Here is a 16,810-nt window from a genome sequence, read left to right on the forward strand (position 1 = left end):
TCCTCCTCGCCACCTGGGCCGGCGCCTGCCCCACCTGCCACCGCGACATACCCGCACGCGAATCAACCTGACCAAGCCCTACTAGTGCTGTGACCCGGTGAACCTTTCCGGTCACAGCACTAGAGCGCGGTGTCCGGGCCGACTCCGAGCACCTCCGCCAGGTCGTAGCCGACGACCTCCTCCAATTGGGCGTACGTACAGCTCTCCGGCTCCCGGTCGGGCCGCCAGCGGCGGAACTGGGCGGTGTGCCGGAAGCGGTCGCCCTCCATGTGGTCGTAGGCGACTTCGACGACCCGCTCGGGGCGCAGCGGCATCCAGGACAGGTCCTTCTTGCCGGTCCAGCGGCTCTGCGCGCCGGGCAGCCGGGCGCTCTCGTGCGCGGACTCCTCGGCCCAGGCCGCCCAGGGGTGCCCGGTCGGGTCCTCCATCCGCAGCGGTTCGAGCTCCTCCACCAGCTCGGCACGGCGCTTCATGGGAAAGGCGGCGCACACGCCCACGTGCTGGAGGGCGCCGTGGCTGTCGTACAACCCCAGCAGCAGCGATCCGACAATCGGACCGCTCTTGTGGAAACGGAAACCCGCGACGACGGCGTCGGCAGTACGTTCGTGCTTGATCTTGAACATGAGGCGGGCATCGGGTCGGTAGGGGAGATCGAGCGGTTTGGCGATCACCCCGTCGAGTCCGGCGCCTTCGAACCGCTCGAACCACTCCCGCGCGAGCGCGGGATCCGTGGTCGCGGGCGCGAGATGGACGGGGGGTCGAGCGGTGGAGAGGGATTGGGCAAGGGCGGTGCGGCGCTCGTTGAGCGGGGTGTCGAGGAGCGCTTCCTCGCCGAGCGCGAGGAGGTCGAAGGCGACGAAACTGGCGGGGGTCGTCTCGGCGAGCAGTTTCACGCGGGAGGCGGCGGGATGGATCCGCTCGGTCAGCCGGTCGAAGTCGAGCCGTCCGTCATGGATGATCACGATCTCCCCGTCCACGACGCAACGGGCGGGCAGATTGCTCCGCAGAGCCGCCACCAACTCCGGAAAATACCTGGTCAGGGACTTACCCGTCCGACTGCCGATTTCGATCTCGGCGCCGTCGCGGTGCACGATCGCCCGGAAGCCGTCCCACTTGGCCTCGTACTGCATGCCGGGCGGGATCTTGGCCACGGACTTGGCGAGCATCGGTTTCACGGGGGGCATCACCGGCAGATCCATGCTCCCGATTCTGCGGTGGTACGTCCGGACCCGCCCGGTATGCGCTGCCGGCCGGGCCCGCCTAACGTGGCCCACATGGGTGCTGCCGGAAATGCGATCGAGCTGGACGCGGGCGGGCGCACGGTCCGCCTGTCCAACCCGGACAAGGTGTACTTCCCCGAACGCGGCCTCACCAAGAGGGACGTCGCCCAGTACTACCTGTCCGTCGCGGCGGGCATCACGCGCGCCCTGCGCGACCGGCCCACGACCCTGGAGCGCTACCCGGACGGGGTGGAGGGCGAGTCCTTCTTCCAGAAGCGCGCTCCGAAGAACCTCCCCGACTGGATCCCGACCGCCCACATCGCCTTCCCCAGCGGACGCTCGGCGGACGAGATCTGCCCCACCGAGCCGGCGGCCGTCCTGTGGGCCGCCAACCTGGGCTGCCTCACCTTCCACCCTTGGCCGGTGCGGCGCGAGGACACCGACCGCCCCGACGAACTGCGCATCGACCTGGACCCGCAGCCGGGCACCGACTACCACCACGCGGTGGCGGCCGCCCACGAACTGCGCGCCCTGCTGGAGGAACTGGGTCTGCGCGGCTGGCCGAAGACCTCGGGCGGCCGAGGCCTGCACGTCTTCGTGCCGATCGCCCCGCGCTGGACCTTCACCGAAGTCCGCCGGTGCGCGATCGCCCTCGGCAGGGAACTGGAGCGCCGGATGCCGGGCAAGGTCACGACGGCCTGGTGGAAGGAGGAGCGAGGCGAGCGGATCTTCGTCGACTACAACCAGACGGCCCGCGACCGCACGATCGCCTCCGCCTACTCCATCCGCCCCCGTCCGCACGCCCCGGTCTCGGCCCCGCTGCGCTGGGACGAGGTGGACGACGCGGAACCGCGCGACTTCGACATCGTGACGATGCCGGCCCGCTTCGCCGAACTGGGCGACCTGCACGCGGACATGGACGACCACGCCTTCACCCTGGACGCCGTGCTCGACCTCGCCGCCCGCGACGAACACGAACACGGCCTGGGCGACATGCCGTACCCGCCGGACTACCCGAAAATGCCGGGCGAGCCCAAGCGCGTCCAACCGAGCCGCGCCAAACACGAGCCCTGACCTCGCCCGCTTCGCAAGGGAGTTGACGGGCCGGCACGGCAGGACACGACACGAGGCTCACCGGTCCGCGTCCTGCCGTGCGGGCATGCATTCGACCAGAAAAGAACACGAACGATCGTGCTAGTATCTCCGCCATCATCCTGCCGTCGCCATCTGGCCTTCCAGCGGAGATCCGGAGAACCGGGCATGCATCCCATGGCTTCACTCCTGCGCATCACCCTCAACACCACCGCCCGGCTCGCCCCGGGCCTGGTCGGACCCCGCGTGTTCGCGTTGTTCGTCCGTCCGCTCGGCCGGCCGCTGCTGCGCCCCGATGAGGCGGAGGTGATGGCGCGGGCCGAGACCGGGCGGCTGCTCGTGCGGGGCGTACCCGTCACCACCTACCGCTGGGGGGACGGCGGCCAGCCCGTCCTCGTGGTGCACGGTTGGTCCTCGCGTGCCTCGCGGTTCGCCGGCTTCGTCGAGGCGCTGCGGGCGCAGGGCCGCACCGTGATCGCTTTCGACTCGCCCGGCCACGGCGAATCCGGCGGCCGGGCCGCCACGGTCCGTGACTACCGCGAGATCATCCGCCTGCTGCACGCCGAGCACGGGGACTTCTCGGCCGTCCTCGCCCACTCCATCGGCGTCCTCGCCGGCCTCTTCACCCTGCGGGACCGGGTCCGCGCCGGCCGGGTGGTCGCCATCGGGGGAATCGCCGAGTTCGGCTACCTCATGGAGCAGTTCCGCGCCCGACTGGGCGTGGGCGAGGCGGTCGAGCGTGTTCTGCGCCGCCACGTCGAGCAGCGCCTCTTCCCCGGCGACGCCGACATCTGGCAGCGCCTCGACGCCAGTTGGCGGCCGACCGACGTCCCGGTTCCGATGCTGCTCATCCACGACACGGACGACGACATCGCAAACCCGGCCCAGTCCCGCGCCATCGCGGCAGCCCACGGAGACCGGGCCCGCCTGATCGAGACCAGCGGGCTCGGCCATCGGCGCATCCTCGCCGACCCCGAAGTCATCGCGACCGCCGTCGAGTTCATCACCGCCCCGAACGTCCTCGCCGAAAGCACCGTCGAGCTCCCGGCGGCAACCCGATGAGCACCACCACCCGCCCTGGGCCCGCCCTCACCGACTCGACCGGCGGCGGCGCCGCCCCGGGCCGGATCCTCCTCCTCGCCTGCGCCGTCACCTTCCTCGCCTTCCTCGACGCCACCGTCGTCAACGTCGCCTTCCCCGACCTGCGGCGGGCCTTCCCCGAGGTGTCGCTGGCCCGGCTGACCTGGGTGGTCAGCGGCTACGCGGTCCTGTTCGCCGCGCTGCTGGCCGCCGCCGGGCGCCTCGCGGACACCTTGGGTCGGCGGGCCCTGTTCCTCGGCTCCGCCTTCGCCTTCACCCTCACCTCGCTCGCCGCGAGCGCGGCCCCCACCGGCGACCTCCTCATCGCGGCCCGTGCCCTCCAGGGGGCGGCGGCCGCCGGGATGATCCCGGCCGCGCTGGCCCTCGTACTCGTGCACACCCCGCCCGAGCGGCGGGCCGCGGCCCTCGGCGCCTGGGGCGCCGCAGGCGGACTCGCCGCCGCGGTCGGCCCCAGCCTGGGCGGCCTCCTCGTCGAAGCCTGGGACTGGCGCGCGATCTTCCTCGTCAACGTCCCGCTCGGCCTGGCCGTCTGCTGGGCCGCGGCTCGCGTCGTGCCCCGGGACGCGCGCAGGGCACGCCGATTCCCCGATCCGATCGGTACGGCCACCCTCGCCCTCGGCATCGCGGGCGTGGTCGCCGGCCTGTCCCAAGGTCAGGAGTGGGGCTGGACCGACCCCGCGGTACTGGGACTCGTAGGCGGCGGAGTCCTGTCGACCGCCACCGCGCTGTACCGCTCGCGCCGCCACCCGGCCCCGGCGATCGACCTGGACCTGTGGCGCGCCCCGGTCTTCGCCCGGGCCAACCTGTCAGCCCTGCTCTTCGGGGCGGCCATGTACGCCTGGCTGCTGACCGGCCCTTCGTACCTCATCGCCCGCTGGGACTACTCGCCCTTGGAGGCCGGCTTCGGTGTCACCCCGGGAGCACTGTTCGCCATGGTGGGAGCGCTCGTCGTCGGCAGGCGCGTACCGGCCCGCCTGCAGTGGGCGGCGGTCACCGTCGGCTGCCTGCTGTTCGCCGCGAACGCCCTGCTGCTGTGGGGCTGGGCCGACGCCTCCACCTCGTACGCCCAGGTCTTCCTCCCGGCGGGCCTGCTGGGAGGCCTCGGCATCGGCGTGAGCCTGACCGCGCTCTCCACCGCGGTCTCCGCGACCCTCCCGGCACAGCGGTTCGCCGCCGGCAGCGGACTGCTGATGACGGCCCGGCAACTGGGCGGCGCGCTCGGCGTCGCCGCCACCGCGGCCCTGCTCACCGGAGCCGGGGACCACTGGCGGGCGGTCTTCCTGATGGCGGCGCTGGCGGCGCTCGGCGCGGCGGCGGTGGGCTTCTCGATGCGCGGGCGCGAGGTCAGCCGGCGGAAGTGAACGCGGGCGGCCTCTGCGGGAGCTCCCCCGGGGCGGCCGCCACGGCCCGCAGCCGGTCGAGGATGCCTCGGCCGGCGCGCTCGTATGCCACCGGGTCCTCGTGCAGGACGGAATGCGCGTTGCCCAGCTCCATCAGGGCCATCATCTCGAAGGCGACCTGCGGCACGTCCGCCGGGTCGAACCCCTCCCGGAACCCGCCCACCAGCCGGGCCTCGTCCAGCACCCGCTCCAGGTAACGCGTCCAGTCGGAACGCACCTTGGCGACCTCGTCGCGCACCGGGCCGGGGCGCGCGTCGAACTCGGCGGAGACCGAATAGAAGAAGCATCCGCCGGGGAAGATCCGGCGCCCGGAGTACTCGAGCCACAGCTCGCACACCCGCCACACCTTGGCGACACCGGCGGGATCCGCGTGCACGGGCCGCACGACGTGCTCGACGAAGACGTCCACGGCGGCGCGGACGGTGGCGAGCTGGAGGTCCTCCTTGGAGCCGAACAGGGCGAACACGCCGCTCTTGCTCAGACCCAGATCCGTGGCGATCTTCCCGAGGGACAGGCCTTCCAGCCCGTCCACGGAGGCGATGCTCATCGTCCGGTCGAGGACGGTGCGCCGCGTCTGATTGCCTCGTTCCACGCGTCCGTCTGCCATGGATCCATCTTACCGAACGCACGGTCGTTCACTCTGTGGTCGGGCCGCTGTCAGTGGGGGGTGCCATGCTCGAAGAGGACAGGACAGAACGGGACGGGGCAGCGAGCGCCGGCGACGGCGGTACCGGCCGGAAGGAGTGCGGACCATGCTCACCACGGACTACAAGGACGGCTCCCCGAACTGGGTGGACCTCGGGACGCCGGATGTCGACGCGGCCGCCAGGTTCTACGAGGGACTGTTCGACTGGGACTTCCAGCCGGGCGGCGAGGAGGTCGGGGGATACGGCATGTTCCACCTCGACCACAAAACGGTCGCCGGCGGCATGACCGTCCCGGCGGAGCAGAACCCGTCGGCCTGGACGGTGTACTTCCAGACCCCGGACGCCGACGCCACGGCGGCGGCCGTGACGAAGGCGGGCGGCACGGTGACGTTCGAGCCGATGGACGTCATGGACTTCGGCCGCATGGCCCTCTTCACCGACCCCGCGGGGGTGGGCTTCGGGGTGTGGCAGCCCGGGCAGAACAAGGGCCTGGGTGTGGTGACGCAGGTGGGTTCCCTCACCTGGACGGAGCTGTACACGAGCGACGTGGCCGGGTCGGCCGACTTCTACCGCGCGGTGCTCGGCTGGGAGATCAGCGAAATGCCGTTCGAGGGCGGCACGTACACGATGGCCAGGCCGGCCGGCACGACGGACGAGGCGTCCTTCGGCGGTCTGGTCCCGATCTCGGTGGACCCGGTGGAGGACGCCGAACGGCCCTACTGGACGCCGTACTTCGAGGTCGCCGACTGCGACGTGACGGCGGCGAAGGCGGAGGAGTCGGGCGGAAAGGTCCGCCTCACCCCGGTGTTCATGGAGGGCGTCGGCCGCTTCGCCAAGCTGGCGGACCCCTTCGGAGCGCGGTTCGCGATCATAGCCAGTGCGCCGCCGGCGGGGCCGTGACGAGGTGTTGATCAGTCGTTGATCGGACGTCCATCGGTGGGGGTCAGTATCACCGGCATGTCGATGAACACCACCACCACTGCCACCGGTACTGCCGCCCCAGCCTGGTACGACCTCGCCCTCTGCGCCCAGACGGGCCCCGGCTTCTTCTTCCCGGAGCCCGGCTCGTCCCTGCGCGACGCGAAGCGGCTGTGCGGGGCTTGCGAGGGGCGGGTGGCGTGCCTGGAGTACGCCCTGGCCAATGACGAGCGCTTCGGCGTGTGGGGCGGCCTGTCCGAGGCCGAGCGATTGGCCCTTAGGCCGCGCCGCTGATCAGGTGCGAGTGCCCTTGCCGTTCGGCCGCACCAGCCCCACGCGCAGGGCGAGCTCGAACCCTTCCCCTCCGCACTCCTCCCGCCGCGGCACATGGGCCACGACCCGCACGGGGTAGTGGCCACCGACTGGTGACACCACTCCGCCGAAGCGGGGGTCGCCGGCGAACCAGATGCGGTCCGGGTGGCCGTTGTCCCGAGCGGAGAGCTCGACGGGAAGCGGGATGATCCTGAACGTGGCAGTGAAGTCCTCCCGGAACGGGATAGTGATCGTCACCGGACTCCCGGGCGGCCGGATCGGGTGGAGGCACTGCCACTCGCGCCAGGGGTACGCCTGGAGTACGGCGGCAATGCGGCGGCGCCTGAAGTATGCGATCACCATCAAGGGGAGAAAGGGCGCCACCAGCATGGTGATCAGTGCGAAGCCCGTCCGGGCGTGAGGGATGACGTCGAAGCTGGCCAGCGCCACCAGCGGAGGGCCGCTGAGACTGAGCACCCAGCCGAGACGACGCGTGGCCAATCGCCTGTAACCGGCAACCGTTGGAGGGTGGTCCCAGGCGACTTTGGTGAGCGTGATGCTCATAGGAGCACTTCCAGGATGCGTGAAGTCCCGGCCGCAGTCGGCGGCCTCAGGTCGGGGTCGGAAAAGCAGATGGTGTGTGCGATCGCTTCGAGGATGTCCGTGTATGCCTCAGCGTGCTGGGCAGAGGCGCTGGTCAGGTCGAGGACGAGCAGATGAAGTCCATCTGAGTGCACGGTCGCGAGTCTGGCCTGAAATAGCTGTTGCTCCACATCTGGCACGGAAATAATCCCGGTTACCAAGCAGCAAGGGAGAGTTGACGGCAGGTCAACAACCCTGCGGACCGAGCTGGTCCATAGCGGGGAGCGTGCGAGGGTCAAGGCTGCGCGTGCCACGGTGAGGCGAGGGTTGGGCTGTTCGGCACGCCGGATCGTCAGAGAGAAGAGCGAGGTGGCGACGCCAATCGACTCCTCGGGATGAAAGCCGATCGCGGTGGTTACTACGTCGTGCCCTGCCAGCTCCTCGAGACTGTCCATGAGCTGGGCCAATTCCCGTTGGGAAGCAGGGCTGCCGAGAGCCTCGGCAAACATGTTCAAGGACTCCCTGTCGCCGGGACCAATGTTGTGAAAGCCGGGAGGCAGGCGGAACCAGACTGTGGGGATGGCGCTTTGAGGTGTCACGTCCGCAGCACCGACCAGACGCGGCTCGACTTTTTGATGGCCGTAGGGGCATCGTCCAGGACACACCGAGAGCCGTCCACTGCTGTTGAGCCGTGTTCGACTGCTTCCTTCTCAGTGGCGTAGTCGAGGCCAGCGGTCAAGGCACCTGTGCCTGCCACGGCAACGCCCACCCGGTCCCTGGCGACTTGAGTCGTTGACTGCATTGCCCATGCAGCGAGGGGGCTCTCCACTTGTCGCACTGTTTCACCGGTCGTCCATGCCGCCTGCCGAAACGCGGTTGCCCCCGGGGCGAGCCCTGCCAGCGCGCTGCCCTCAGGGGCGGCGGCCATTGCCGCGCGGGCGGCTGCCGTACCAGCCTTGGCTCCTGAGGCGAGCGAAGCTACTCCCGGCACCGTGCCAACAGCGTCACCGATCAGCGTCACGCTGCTCTTCCAGAAGTCCGCGTCGAACTGGCCCTTCGTGAATCCGTCCCCCAAGGACTTTCGGAACTTCGGGTCGGCCGTGTGTGTTGCCAGCGCCGCCAGGGACAGACCGCTTCCGACGAGCATGATCGCGAGGCCGACTGGTGGGAATGCAAGAGCGACCGCGGCACCAATGAAGCCCAGGATCGCCGACGCGTTCGACAAGGCGTCGCCCGGGTCGTCCACGATCTTGTGCCAGGTCGACGCCAGCCAGCTCGGCTCCTTCGGGGCCAGCCGGTCCGTCGCCGCGCTCAGGGCTCGGGCCACCCCGCGGGCCGCCGTGCTGTGTTCCGAGGCCAGTTCGTGGGCCAGGCGGCGGGCGTCGGACAGGGCCTCCTCCGTCTTCGCGGCGGCGGCCTGGGACTCGTAGCGGGCAGCCAGCGCGCGGTGGGAGACCAGGGTGTCGTGCCAGCCCGAGAGCCGGCGGGCGGCCTCCGCCAAGGAGGTGTGCGCCGAGCCGAGGTAGCGGGGGAGGTCCTGGGAGAGGGACGCGCGGAAGGTGGTGGCGGCCTCGCCCTGCCAGGAGGAGCTGTGGGAGACCAGGGCCTTCACGACCCGGGAAGCCTCCCCGAGGGAGTTCGCCGAGGCGGAGAGCTTCTTCGTCAGGGCGAGGACCGCCGCCGGATTTCCCGGGGCCGGGTCGAAGCCCAGCGCCGCGTGGTCAGCCACGTCCGGCCGCCGCCCGGTGGAAGGCCGCGCGGATGGCCTCCTCCAGCTCCGCGTACTCCGAAGCGCTGCGGTCCACGCCCTCCCGCACGGCCTTGACCCGTTTGGTCAGCTCCCGAGTGCCGTACGCCCAGCGCTCCTGGAACGCGTCGCACGCCCGGTCGAGCTCCGCGGTGCCCAGCTCGTCGGCCCGTACGTGGTCGAGCGCCCGCCGGGCTTCCCGTAAGGAGACCAGGGACGAGTCCAGGGCGCGCGTCAGTCGGGTCAGCTGGTCGATGTCCACCTGCAGCGAGGTCATGACGCGAAACCCTGGCAGAGCGGTGCTCTGCCAGGGGAATCCGCGTCACTCCCCGGAGGGAGCCGAAACCGGTCAGGCCCGGGTTCAGCCCTTGCGGGCCGCGATGCGCGCCGCGCGGGCGGCCAGGCGCTCGTCGAACTTGCGGGCCTCGGAGTCCAGGCCGTTCATGAACAGGCCGAGCTCCTCCTGGGCCTTCTGGCCGTCGGGGCCCAGGCCGTCGATGTCCATGATCTTTAGGAAGCGGATCACGGGGCTCAGCACGTCGTCGTGGTGGATCCGCAGGTTGTAGACCCCGCCGATCGCCATCTGCGCGGCCATCCGCTCGAAGCCGGGCATGCCGTGTCCGGGCATCCGGAAGTTGACCACGACGTCCCGCACGGCCTGCATCGTCAGGTCCGGGGCGATCTCGAAGGCCGCGCCGAGCAGGTTGCGGTAGAAGATCATGTGCAGGTTCTCGTCCTGCGCGATGCGTGCCAGCATCCGGTCGCAGACCGGGTCACCGGACTGGTGGCCGGTGTTGCGGTGCGAGATGCGGGTGGCCAGTTCCTGGAAGGCCACGTACGCCACCGAGTGCAGCATCGAGTGGCGGTTGTCGGACTCGAAGCCCTCCGACATGTGCTGCATCCGGAACGCTTCCAGCTTGTCCGGGTCCACGGCGCGCGAGGCCAGCAGGTAGTCGCGCATCACGATGCCGTGGCGGCCTTCCTCGGCGGTCCAGCGGTGCACCCAGGTGCCCCAGGCGCCGTTGCGGCCGAAGAGGGTCGCGATCTCGTGGTGGTAGCTGGGGAGGTTGTCCTCGGTCAGCAGGTTCACGACCAGCGCGATCTTGCCGATCTCGGTGACCTTGGACTGCTCCGGGTCCCAGGCCTCGCCGTCCTCGAAGAAGCCCGGGAAGTTCCGGCCGTCGCTCCACGGGACGTACTCGTGGGGCATCCAGTCCTTGGTGACCTTCAGATGGCGGTTGAGCTCCTTCTCGACCACCTCTTCCAGCGCGTACAGCAGCTTGGCGTCGGTCCACGCCTCCGAGCTGCCGAGGTGGGGAGAGGTGATCGTCACGGGTACTCCTGGGTGCAAAGCGAATTACCTACGGTTCCGTAGCCTACGGAGTCGTAGGTTAAGCGTGACATCAAGACCAGCCAAGTCCCCGGCAGGTGTATGTCTGGTTACATCCAGTTATCTATGCAGTTTGAGGGCGGATTGAAAGGCTCCGGAAAGGGCAAAGTCACGCCAGAAGGTGGTCCGCCGCGCCTGCTTTGACCGCGGAGATCAGTGCTCGGAGGGCGTCGATCGAGTCGGTGACGTACGTCGCGGACGCCGTCGTTCCGATGTACGCCTTCCCCTCGGCGTCGCGTCCGAAGCGGAAGCAGTTGGCTCCCTCGCTGCAGAAGGCCTCGTCCCAGGAGATCTTGCTCGTGCCGTTCGCGGCGGTCGCGCCGGTCGTGATGGTCGGGGTGGTCGTGTTCATGACGTACGTCTCTCCTCGGCGGGTCCGGTCAGAGGCTCTGTGCGACGGCGTGGATGAAATCGCGGGAGGGGGCCGCGGGCAGCGCCAGCGAGCGCAGTCGCTCCAGCAGCCCCCGGTACCGCTGCAGCTTCATGTACGAGTCCAGCAGCATCGAGCCGTGCGAGCTGTCGAGCTGCACGGTGTCGAGCTGGGACGCTTCGGCCGCGGCGTAGGTGAAGGACTGCCCGGCACCGGGGAACCCGCCGGCGGTGAAGGGGATGACCAGCACCGTCGTACGCGCCCGTTCCGACTGCTCCAGAATGTGCTCCAGCTGGGCCCGGGCGACCTTCGGCCCGCCGAACTGCATCCGCAGGGCGGCCTCGTGCACCACCGCCTCGTACAGCGGTGGCCGCTCCCGCGCGAACACCTGCTGCCGGCTCATCCGCAGCGCGAGCCGGGCCTGCAGATCCGGCTCCGGCAGCGGCGGGTCGGCGGTGTCGAAGACCGCCCGCGCGTGCGCCTCGGTCTGCAGCAGCCCGGGTATGTGCGTGGTGACCGCGGTGTGCAACCCGACGGAGTGGTGCTCCAGTTCACAGATGTCGAGCAGGCCCGGCGGAAGCATCCCCCGGTGCTGCTCCCACCACCCCTTGTCCCGCTCCTGCGCCATCGTCGCGAGCAGGTCGACGAGGCCCGTGTCGGGGCAGTCGTAGTTGAACGCGAGGGTGCGGACACGCTCGGCGCTGATGCCGATCCGGCCGGATTCGATGTTCGGGATCCGCGTGCGGTCGACCCCCAGGAGAGCCGCGGCCTGCTGGACCGTCATGCCCGACGCCTCGCGGAGTTTGCGCAGCTCGGACCCCAGGCGCTGCTGCCTCGCGGTCGGCGTGCTCCTGGGTGGCACGGGCGCCCTCTCCTTCGCTGCTCGGCAGGCCCGAGAGCCGTACCAATCCTGAAATGCCCTGAGAAATCATCAACTCATCAGACAAGTAGTAGCACTGTGCACCGGGTTACGCTACGGTCGGTAGTGCAAGTCTCACACGGGGCGACCTCCTGGCCCCGTATGACCACTCCATGACCAACCGGTCTTTGATCACACGGCTGTCGATCACACCCATACTTGGAGCAGCACGATGACGGGCACTCTCCGTGGCCTGCGGTCGGTCCATGAGCCCCGGCGGATCCCGTCCGAGGCGGAGAAGCTGAACTACTCGATACGCCTGCCAGGCGGCGCCTACTGCGCGGGCACCGCCCGCTCCGTCGTCCGGTCCCTGCTCACCCGGCACGGTCTGACCGACCTGTGCGACACCGCGGCCCTCGCCGCCTCCGAACTCGTGGCGTACGCCCACCGCTTCACGCCCGACAAGGAGATGATGCTGAAGATCCGCTGGCAGTTCGACGCGCTGCGGATCGTCGTCTACGACCAGCACCCGGCGCACTCCTCGCCCGAGGCGAGCGAGGAGTGCCGGCGCCGGCGCAGCCGCGGGATGTGGCTGCTCGCCGCGGCCGTCGAGGCCTGCGGCGGGGACTGGGGACTCACCCCCGTCCTGACCCCAATGGGGGGCACCAAATCCTGGGCCTTACTGCCGCGTTGGCGATGACCCGCGACGACAGCCGGTCAGTCGTGCCACAGCGTCTCCCGGACCTCCTCGGCGGTCGTCGGCCGTAGTTCGCCGTCCAGCAGCAGCCACCGCGTGACGCCGATCGACTCCAGGAACGGCACGTCGTGGCTCGCCACCACGAGCGCGCCCTCGTAGGACTCCAGGGCGCCCGTCAACTGCCGCACGCTCGCCAGGTCCAGATTGTTCGTCGGCTCGTCGAGCATCAACAGCTGCGGAGCCGGCTCCGCCAACAGCAGCGCCGCCAGCGCCGCCCGGAACCGCTCGCCGCCCGACAGGGTGCCCGCCGGCCGGTCCGCCCGGGCGCCCCGGAACAGGAAGTGCGCCAGCCGCGCCCGGACCAGGTTGTTCGTGGCCTGCGGGGCGAACCGCGCCACGTTCTCCACCACCGAACGGCTCTCGTCCAGCACGTCGAGGCGCTGCGGCAGGAACCGCGTGGTCACATGAGCAACCGCCTCGCCGGACAGCGGCGCGAGTTGCCCGGCGATCGTGCGCAGCAGCGTGGTCTTGCCCGAACCGTTGCGCCCCACCAGCGCGATCCGCTCCGGACCGCGCAGCTCCCACTCGCCACGTACGGCCGCCCCGTGGGCCGGCCGTAGGTCGCTGAGGGTCAGGACGCGCCGCCCGGGCGGGACCTGGGTGGCGGGCAGCTTGATGCGGATCTCGTCGTCGTCGCGCACCGCCTCCACCGCCTGGTCGAGACGCTCCTTCGCCTGCTCGAGCTTCTCCGTGTGCATGATGCGGTGCTTGCCCGCCGATTCCTGCGCCGCGCGCTTGCGGGCGCCCATCACGATCTTCGGCTCGCGCTTGTTCTCGAACATCTTCTGGCCGTACCGCTTGCGCCGCGCCAACTTGACGTGAGCGTCGGCCAGTTCGCGCTTCTGCCGCTGTACGTCGGCCTCCGCGACCCGGACCATCCGCTCGGCCGACTCCTGCTCGGCGGCGAGCATCTCCTCGTAGTCCGTGAAGTTCCCTCCGTACCAGCGGACTTCGCCGTCGTGCAGATCGGCGATCTGGTCGACCCGCTCCAGGAGCTCCCGGTCGTGGCTGACCAGGACCATCACCCCCGTCCAGGACTCGACCGCCGCGTAGAGGCGGCGCCGTGCGCGCAGGTCCAGGTTGTTGGTGGGCTCGTCCAGCAGCAGCACGTCGGGGCGCGCGAGCAGCAGCGCGGCCAGCCGCAGCAGCACGCACTCGCCGCCCGACAGCTCGCCGACGGTGCGGTCCAGTCCGATCCGGGCCAGCCCGAGCTGGTCGAGCATGGCCGTCGCCCGCTCCTCCACGTCCCAGTCGTCGCCGACGACGGTGAAGTTGGCCTCGGTGGCCTCGCCCGCCTCGATGGCGTGCAGGGCGGCGCGGGTCTCGCGGATGCCGAGTGCCTCGTCGACCCGTAGCGCGGTGTCGAGCGTGAGGTTCTGCGGCAGGTAGCCGATCGTGCCGGAGACCGACAACTGGCCGTCCGAAGCGGCCAGTTCACCGGCGATCAGCTTCAGCAGCGTGGATTTGCCACAGCCGTTGAGACCGATCAGGCCGGTGCGGCCGGGTCCGACGGCGACCGAGAATCCGTCGAAGACGGGGGTGCCGTCGGGCCAGTCGAAGTACAGGTCGGAGCAGGTGATGAATGCAGGGGCATGACTCATAGAGGCCTCCAGGTTGCGTGAGTGGTGAATGCAACGCGGGGAGACAGCCGACGGTCAGCGGTTGACGGTGGTCGGTGTCTCGGACCTCAGTAGTCCAATGTCCTGCTCCGTTTCGACGGCGATCGGGTCGATACGAAGCTACGGGCGGCCGGAGCCGCCCGCAAACGAATAACGGGGTCAGCAGGTGTCGCGCATCAGCTCGGCCAGGCTGTGGTCCATGTCGAGGTAGAGGTGCTCCAGCCCGGGCGGGACGACGGTCGAGGCCCGCTCCAGGAACCGGTGCAGCTCGGCCGTCATCATCAGCACGATCGCGACCCCCTCGGGGGCGTGGAACTCGATGGTGGTCCGGTCGCCGTCGTACGGGCGCACACGCACGTCGCCACGGCCCGACGGGCGGTCCAGCCCGGACTCCAGCAGCTCGCGCGAGAAGGTCCACGAGACCTCGACGCCCTCCAGCGTGGCCGGAGCGGGGAACGCCATGCGGACGGCGAACGGATCCGCACGGTCGTAGCAGAGGGTGACGGGCACGGTCTCGACCTTCGGCGCGGTGGCGACCAGTCGGGCCTGTACGGCCTGCTCGATGACAGTGATCAAGGCTCACTCCCTTGCGCGGATCTCGTGCCGGGCCGTGGGGTGGAGCCCGGCAACCCGATAGACGCCGGAATCGGCAAATCCGTGCATGGAAGATGACGTGAGCTGTGTCACCGGTTGGCCGGAACCCGCCTGTGTGATCGCACAGAGTGACGGTGGGTGAGGTGCGGCGGCAGGAGGATCACTCGGCGCGGCACGCTCCGGAGAGGTCGCAGAAGGGCTGATTAGCGCTCACTCCACAGGCGCAAAGCATGACCCTGGTCTCCTTGCGCGCAGCACGAGCCGGCCGGCGGGCTCGCGTACGACGGTCGTCGGCCGGTCCGGCTCCTCGGCGGGACCTCGGCGAGCCGGTACCGGAGCGCCCCCGCCGGGCAGCGCCGAATCACCTCGGTGGCCCGCTCCGGCTCGGCACCGTCCGGCCGCACCCAGGGACGCTGCTCGGAGTCGAACACCTGCGGCGGGCAGACACCGCCCGACGTCGTAGGTGATGCTGATCCGTTTGCCCTCGTAGGCCTTCGGTTCCTTGGGCGTCGGGGACGCACCCTGGACGGGAATTCGGGCGTGCGTTAGCTTCCCGCGCCATGAGACTTCTGGGAGTTGGCATGTGCGCGGCGGTCCTGACGCTCGGCTTATTGGCGGCGCCCCAGGCGGCCGCGGAGCAGGCGCCCCTACACGGCGCCGGCTGGGCTCTGAAGAACACCGGCAAGGAGGTCCGCTTCCGCGGCCTGGCGGCGGTCAGCCGCACCACGGCCTGGCTGGCCGGCTCCAAGGGAACGGTCCTGCGCACCGTGGACGGCGGCCGCAGCTGGAGCGACGTTTCCCCGGCCGTGGCGGAGGGGCTGGAACTGCGCGACATCGAGGCCTTCGACTCCCGCCGCGCCGTGGCCCTGTCCATCGGGGAGGGCGAGGCCTCCCGGGTGCTGCGCACCGAGGACGGCGGAGCCACCTGGACCGAGACCTTCCGCAACCCCGACCCGCGTGCCTTCTACGACTGCCTCACCTTCTTCGACACCCGCCACGGGCTGGCCATGAGCGACCCCGTGGACGGGAAGTTCCGCATCCTGGCCACGGACGACGGCGGGCGCAACTGGCGGGTCCTGCCCACCGAGGGCATGCCCGAGGCGCTGCCGGGCGAGGCCGGCTTCGCCGCGAGCGGCCAGTGCCTGGTCAGCGCGGGCCCGAAGGACGTGTGGCTCGCCACGGGCGGCGGCGCGACCGCGCGCGTCCTGCACTCCTCCGACCGCGGCCTGAACTGGACGGCCACCGAATCCACCGTCCCGGCCGGCGACCCCGCACGAGGAGTCTTCGCCCTCGCCTTCCGCGACCGTACGAGGGGACTCGCGGTCGGCGGCGACTACCGCACCGGCCAACCCTCCCCTCAGGCGGCGGCCCGCTCCGCCGACGGGGGCCGCACCTGGAGCGGCTCGGCCACCCCGCCGCCCGCGTACCGCTCCGGCGCGGCCTGGTACCCGTACGCCGGGAGCACGGCCCTGGCGGTGGGCCCGACGGGCACGGACGTGACGACCGACGGGGGCCGCACTTGGCGTTCCCTGGACCCGGGTTCCTTCGACACCGTCGACTGCGCGCCGGACGCCGGCTGCTGGGCGTCGGGCGAAAAGGGCCGGGTCGCCCGCCTGGAGCCTCGCGGCTAGCCGATCGTGGCCCGCAGCCGCCGAGCGCCCAGCCACCTGAGACGGCCGTCGGACGCCGTCGGTGAGGAGCGTGTAGCGATCTGGGGCGTCTGGCGGGTCCTGGGGGCGAGCTGATCGGCATGTGGTGCGGGTGTCAGCCCCGGACGGCGGCCGGACGCCGTCGGTGAGGAGCGTGTAGCGATCTGGGGCGTCTGGCGGGTCCTGGGGGCGAGCTGATCGGCATGTGGTGCGGGTGTCAGCCCCGGACGGCAGCCGGACGCCGTCGGTGAGGAGCGCGTAGCGATCTGGGGCGCCCACCCGCCCCGAGGGGCTTGCGCTCGCTGTTCGGCTACGGCCGGCCGGGCGCCTGCCCGGTCCGGGGAGGCGGCCAGGAGGGCCCGAGGCCGGACACGCCCCCACCGAAGGGGGTCGGACATCGCTGACCGCCCCGTCCTTGAAATCCAGGACCGGCCCGTTCCTTTGGGGGTTTCCCGGCAGTCTCTTGTCTTTCCGTGGCGGGACGGTCTGTCAAGGGCGGCCGCAGGCCGTCGCGCAGCGACGCGACCGAAGGGAGCGCCCTTGACAGGCCGGC

Annotated in this window: 20 protein-coding genes; 7 read left to right on the top strand and 13 right to left on the bottom strand. The window is 70.5% G+C overall.

What is annotated here, in order from left to right:
- Positions 1 to 119 precede the first annotated feature (119 nt).
- Positions 120 to 1,199 carry an ATP-dependent DNA ligase gene (locus ACFV9H_RS39070; RefSeq protein WP_385408335.1) on the bottom strand — a complete coding sequence of 360 codons (1,080 nt, stop codon included), beginning with the start codon at positions 1,197 to 1,199 and terminating at the stop codon, positions 120 to 122.
- Positions 1,200 to 1,274: 75 nt separating this feature from the next.
- Between ACFV9H_RS39070 and ligD the strand changes: the two genes are divergently transcribed.
- The 3 genes from ligD to ACFV9H_RS39085 all read left to right on the top strand — a co-directional run bounded on the left by ligD (position 1,275) and on the right by ACFV9H_RS39085 (position 4,774).
- The gene (ligD, locus tag ACFV9H_RS39075) at positions 1,275 to 2,294 is read left to right on the top strand and encodes a non-homologous end-joining DNA ligase (RefSeq protein ID WP_385408337.1); all 1,020 of its coding nucleotides are present in this window, start codon (positions 1,275 to 1,277) and stop codon (positions 2,292 to 2,294) included.
- A 195-nt stretch (positions 2,295 to 2,489) separates the two neighbouring features.
- Entirely contained in the window at positions 2,490 to 3,374 is an 885-nt protein-coding gene (locus tag ACFV9H_RS39080; RefSeq protein ID WP_385408339.1) for an alpha/beta fold hydrolase, read from the top strand.
- The gene (locus tag ACFV9H_RS39085; RefSeq protein WP_385408341.1) at positions 3,371 to 4,774 is read left to right on the top strand and encodes a DHA2 family efflux MFS transporter permease subunit; all 1,404 of its coding nucleotides are present in this window, start codon (positions 3,371 to 3,373) and stop codon (positions 4,772 to 4,774) included. Before ACFV9H_RS39080 ends, ACFV9H_RS39085 begins: the two co-directional genes overlap by 4 nt.
- Here ACFV9H_RS39085 and ACFV9H_RS39090 read toward each other — a convergent pair.
- Positions 4,758 to 5,420: a TetR/AcrR family transcriptional regulator gene (locus ACFV9H_RS39090; protein ID WP_385408343.1), complete on the bottom strand. Its 663-nt coding sequence runs from the start codon at positions 5,418 to 5,420 to the stop codon at positions 4,758 to 4,760. The genes ACFV9H_RS39085 and ACFV9H_RS39090 overlap by 17 nt on opposite strands.
- A gap of 145 nt (positions 5,421 to 5,565) precedes the next feature.
- Between ACFV9H_RS39090 and ACFV9H_RS39095 the strand changes: the two genes are divergently transcribed.
- Both ACFV9H_RS39095 and ACFV9H_RS39100 read left to right on the top strand, forming a co-directional pair.
- Complete coding sequence (locus tag ACFV9H_RS39095) at positions 5,566 to 6,360, top strand: VOC family protein (RefSeq protein ID WP_385408345.1); 795 nt, start codon at positions 5,566 to 5,568, stop codon at positions 6,358 to 6,360.
- Positions 6,361 to 6,417: 57 nt separating this feature from the next.
- Complete coding sequence (locus ACFV9H_RS39100; protein ID WP_385408347.1) at positions 6,418 to 6,672, top strand: WhiB family transcriptional regulator; 255 nt, start codon at positions 6,418 to 6,420, stop codon at positions 6,670 to 6,672.
- On the opposite strand, the gene ACFV9H_RS39105 is transcribed toward ACFV9H_RS39100, so the two are convergent.
- The 7 genes from ACFV9H_RS39105 to ACFV9H_RS39135 all read right to left on the bottom strand — a co-directional run bounded on the left by ACFV9H_RS39105 (position 6,673) and on the right by ACFV9H_RS39135 (position 11,641).
- Entirely contained in the window at positions 6,673 to 7,167 is a 495-nt protein-coding gene (locus ACFV9H_RS39105) for a hypothetical protein (RefSeq protein WP_385408349.1), read from the bottom strand.
- Between the two features lie 83 nt (positions 7,168 to 7,250).
- Positions 7,251 to 7,781: a hypothetical protein gene (locus tag ACFV9H_RS39110; protein WP_385408351.1), complete on the bottom strand. Its 531-nt coding sequence runs from the start codon at positions 7,779 to 7,781 to the stop codon at positions 7,251 to 7,253.
- A gap of 86 nt (positions 7,782 to 7,867) precedes the next feature.
- The gene (locus ACFV9H_RS39115) at positions 7,868 to 9,001 is read right to left on the bottom strand and encodes a hypothetical protein (RefSeq protein WP_385408353.1); all 1,134 of its coding nucleotides are present in this window, start codon (positions 8,999 to 9,001) and stop codon (positions 7,868 to 7,870) included.
- The gene (locus ACFV9H_RS39120) at positions 8,994 to 9,296 is read right to left on the bottom strand and encodes a hypothetical protein (RefSeq protein WP_385408355.1); all 303 of its coding nucleotides are present in this window, start codon (positions 9,294 to 9,296) and stop codon (positions 8,994 to 8,996) included. Before ACFV9H_RS39120 ends, ACFV9H_RS39115 begins: the two co-directional genes overlap by 8 nt.
- 84 nt (positions 9,297 to 9,380) lie before the next feature.
- Complete coding sequence (locus ACFV9H_RS39125) at positions 9,381 to 10,352, bottom strand: acyl-ACP desaturase (RefSeq protein ID WP_385408357.1); 972 nt, start codon at positions 10,350 to 10,352, stop codon at positions 9,381 to 9,383.
- A 166-nt stretch (positions 10,353 to 10,518) separates the two neighbouring features.
- Positions 10,519 to 10,761, bottom strand: coding sequence for a hypothetical protein (locus ACFV9H_RS39130; RefSeq protein WP_385408359.1), 243 nt, complete (start codon positions 10,759 to 10,761; stop codon positions 10,519 to 10,521).
- A gap of 28 nt (positions 10,762 to 10,789) precedes the next feature.
- A complete protein-coding gene (locus tag ACFV9H_RS39135) occupies positions 10,790 to 11,641 on the bottom strand; it encodes a helix-turn-helix domain-containing protein (RefSeq protein ID WP_385408360.1) in 852 nt (283 codons plus the stop codon).
- A gap of 229 nt (positions 11,642 to 11,870) precedes the next feature.
- Here ACFV9H_RS39135 and ACFV9H_RS39140 point away from each other — a divergent pair, with 229 nt between their 5' ends.
- The gene (locus ACFV9H_RS39140; RefSeq protein ID WP_385408362.1) at positions 11,871 to 12,338 is read left to right on the top strand and encodes an ATP-binding protein; all 468 of its coding nucleotides are present in this window, start codon (positions 11,871 to 11,873) and stop codon (positions 12,336 to 12,338) included.
- A 17-nt stretch (positions 12,339 to 12,355) separates the two neighbouring features.
- Here ACFV9H_RS39140 and ACFV9H_RS39145 read toward each other — a convergent pair whose 3' ends face one another.
- The 4 genes from ACFV9H_RS39145 to ACFV9H_RS39160 form a co-directional block, all read right to left on the bottom strand.
- Entirely contained in the window at positions 12,356 to 13,996 is a 1,641-nt protein-coding gene (locus tag ACFV9H_RS39145) for an ABC-F family ATP-binding cassette domain-containing protein (protein WP_385408364.1), read from the bottom strand.
- 177 nt (positions 13,997 to 14,173) lie between these two features.
- A complete protein-coding gene (locus tag ACFV9H_RS39150; RefSeq protein ID WP_385408366.1) occupies positions 14,174 to 14,590 on the bottom strand; it encodes an SsgA family sporulation/cell division regulator in 417 nt (138 codons plus the stop codon).
- Positions 14,591 to 14,768: 178 nt separating this feature from the next.
- A complete protein-coding gene (locus ACFV9H_RS39155) occupies positions 14,769 to 14,840 on the bottom strand; it encodes a hypothetical protein (protein ID WP_385408372.1) in 72 nt (23 codons plus the stop codon).
- On the bottom strand, positions 14,812 to 15,129 hold the full coding sequence (locus ACFV9H_RS39160) for a (4Fe-4S)-binding protein (RefSeq protein ID WP_385408368.1): 318 nt from the start codon (positions 15,127 to 15,129) through the stop codon (positions 14,812 to 14,814). The genes ACFV9H_RS39155 and ACFV9H_RS39160 overlap by 29 nt, the downstream gene beginning before the upstream one ends.
- Positions 15,130 to 15,168: 39 nt before the next feature.
- On the opposite strand from ACFV9H_RS39160, the gene ACFV9H_RS39165 reads away from it, so the two are divergent.
- A complete protein-coding gene (locus ACFV9H_RS39165; protein WP_385408370.1) occupies positions 15,169 to 16,239 on the top strand; it encodes a WD40/YVTN/BNR-like repeat-containing protein in 1,071 nt (356 codons plus the stop codon).
- Positions 16,240 to 16,810: the final 571 nt, after the last annotated feature.

Source organism: Streptomyces sp. NPDC059874, assembly GCF_042731135.1.
In the GTDB taxonomy this organism is placed as follows: Bacteria; Actinomycetota; Actinomycetes; order Streptomycetales; family Streptomycetaceae; genus Streptomyces.

Bases quoted from the DNA above. Each gene is read 5' to 3' on its own strand.
- ACFV9H_RS39100 (WP_385408347.1), top strand. From the start codon at position 6,418: ATGTCGATGAACACCACCACCACTGCCACCGGTACTGCCGCCCCAGCC.
- ACFV9H_RS39140 (WP_385408362.1), top strand. From the start codon at position 11,871: ATGACGGGCACTCTCCGTGGCCTGCGGTCGGTCCATGAGCCCCGGCGG.
- ACFV9H_RS39080 (WP_385408339.1), top strand. From the start codon at position 2,490: ATGGCTTCACTCCTGCGCATCACCCTCAACACCACCGCCCGGCTCGCC.
- ligD (WP_385408337.1), top strand. From the start codon at position 1,275: ATGGGTGCTGCCGGAAATGCGATCGAGCTGGACGCGGGCGGGCGCACG.
- ACFV9H_RS39145 (WP_385408364.1), bottom strand. From the start codon at position 13,996: ATGAGTCATGCCCCTGCATTCATCACCTGCTCCGACCTGTACTTCGAC.
- ACFV9H_RS39120 (WP_385408355.1), bottom strand. From the start codon at position 9,296: ATGACCTCGCTGCAGGTGGACATCGACCAGCTGACCCGACTGACGCGC.
- ACFV9H_RS39085 (WP_385408341.1), top strand. From the start codon at position 3,371: ATGAGCACCACCACCCGCCCTGGGCCCGCCCTCACCGACTCGACCGGC.
- ACFV9H_RS39090 (WP_385408343.1), bottom strand. From the start codon at position 5,420: ATGGCAGACGGACGCGTGGAACGAGGCAATCAGACGCGGCGCACCGTC.
- ACFV9H_RS39165 (WP_385408370.1), top strand. From the start codon at position 15,169: ATGAGACTTCTGGGAGTTGGCATGTGCGCGGCGGTCCTGACGCTCGGC.
- ACFV9H_RS39110 (WP_385408351.1), bottom strand. From the start codon at position 7,781: ATGTTTGCCGAGGCTCTCGGCAGCCCTGCTTCCCAACGGGAATTGGCC.
- ACFV9H_RS39130 (WP_385408359.1), bottom strand. From the start codon at position 10,761: ATGAACACGACCACCCCGACCATCACGACCGGCGCGACCGCCGCGAAC.
- ACFV9H_RS39095 (WP_385408345.1), top strand. From the start codon at position 5,566: ATGCTCACCACGGACTACAAGGACGGCTCCCCGAACTGGGTGGACCTC.
- ACFV9H_RS39070 (WP_385408335.1), bottom strand. From the start codon at position 1,199: ATGGATCTGCCGGTGATGCCCCCCGTGAAACCGATGCTCGCCAAGTCC.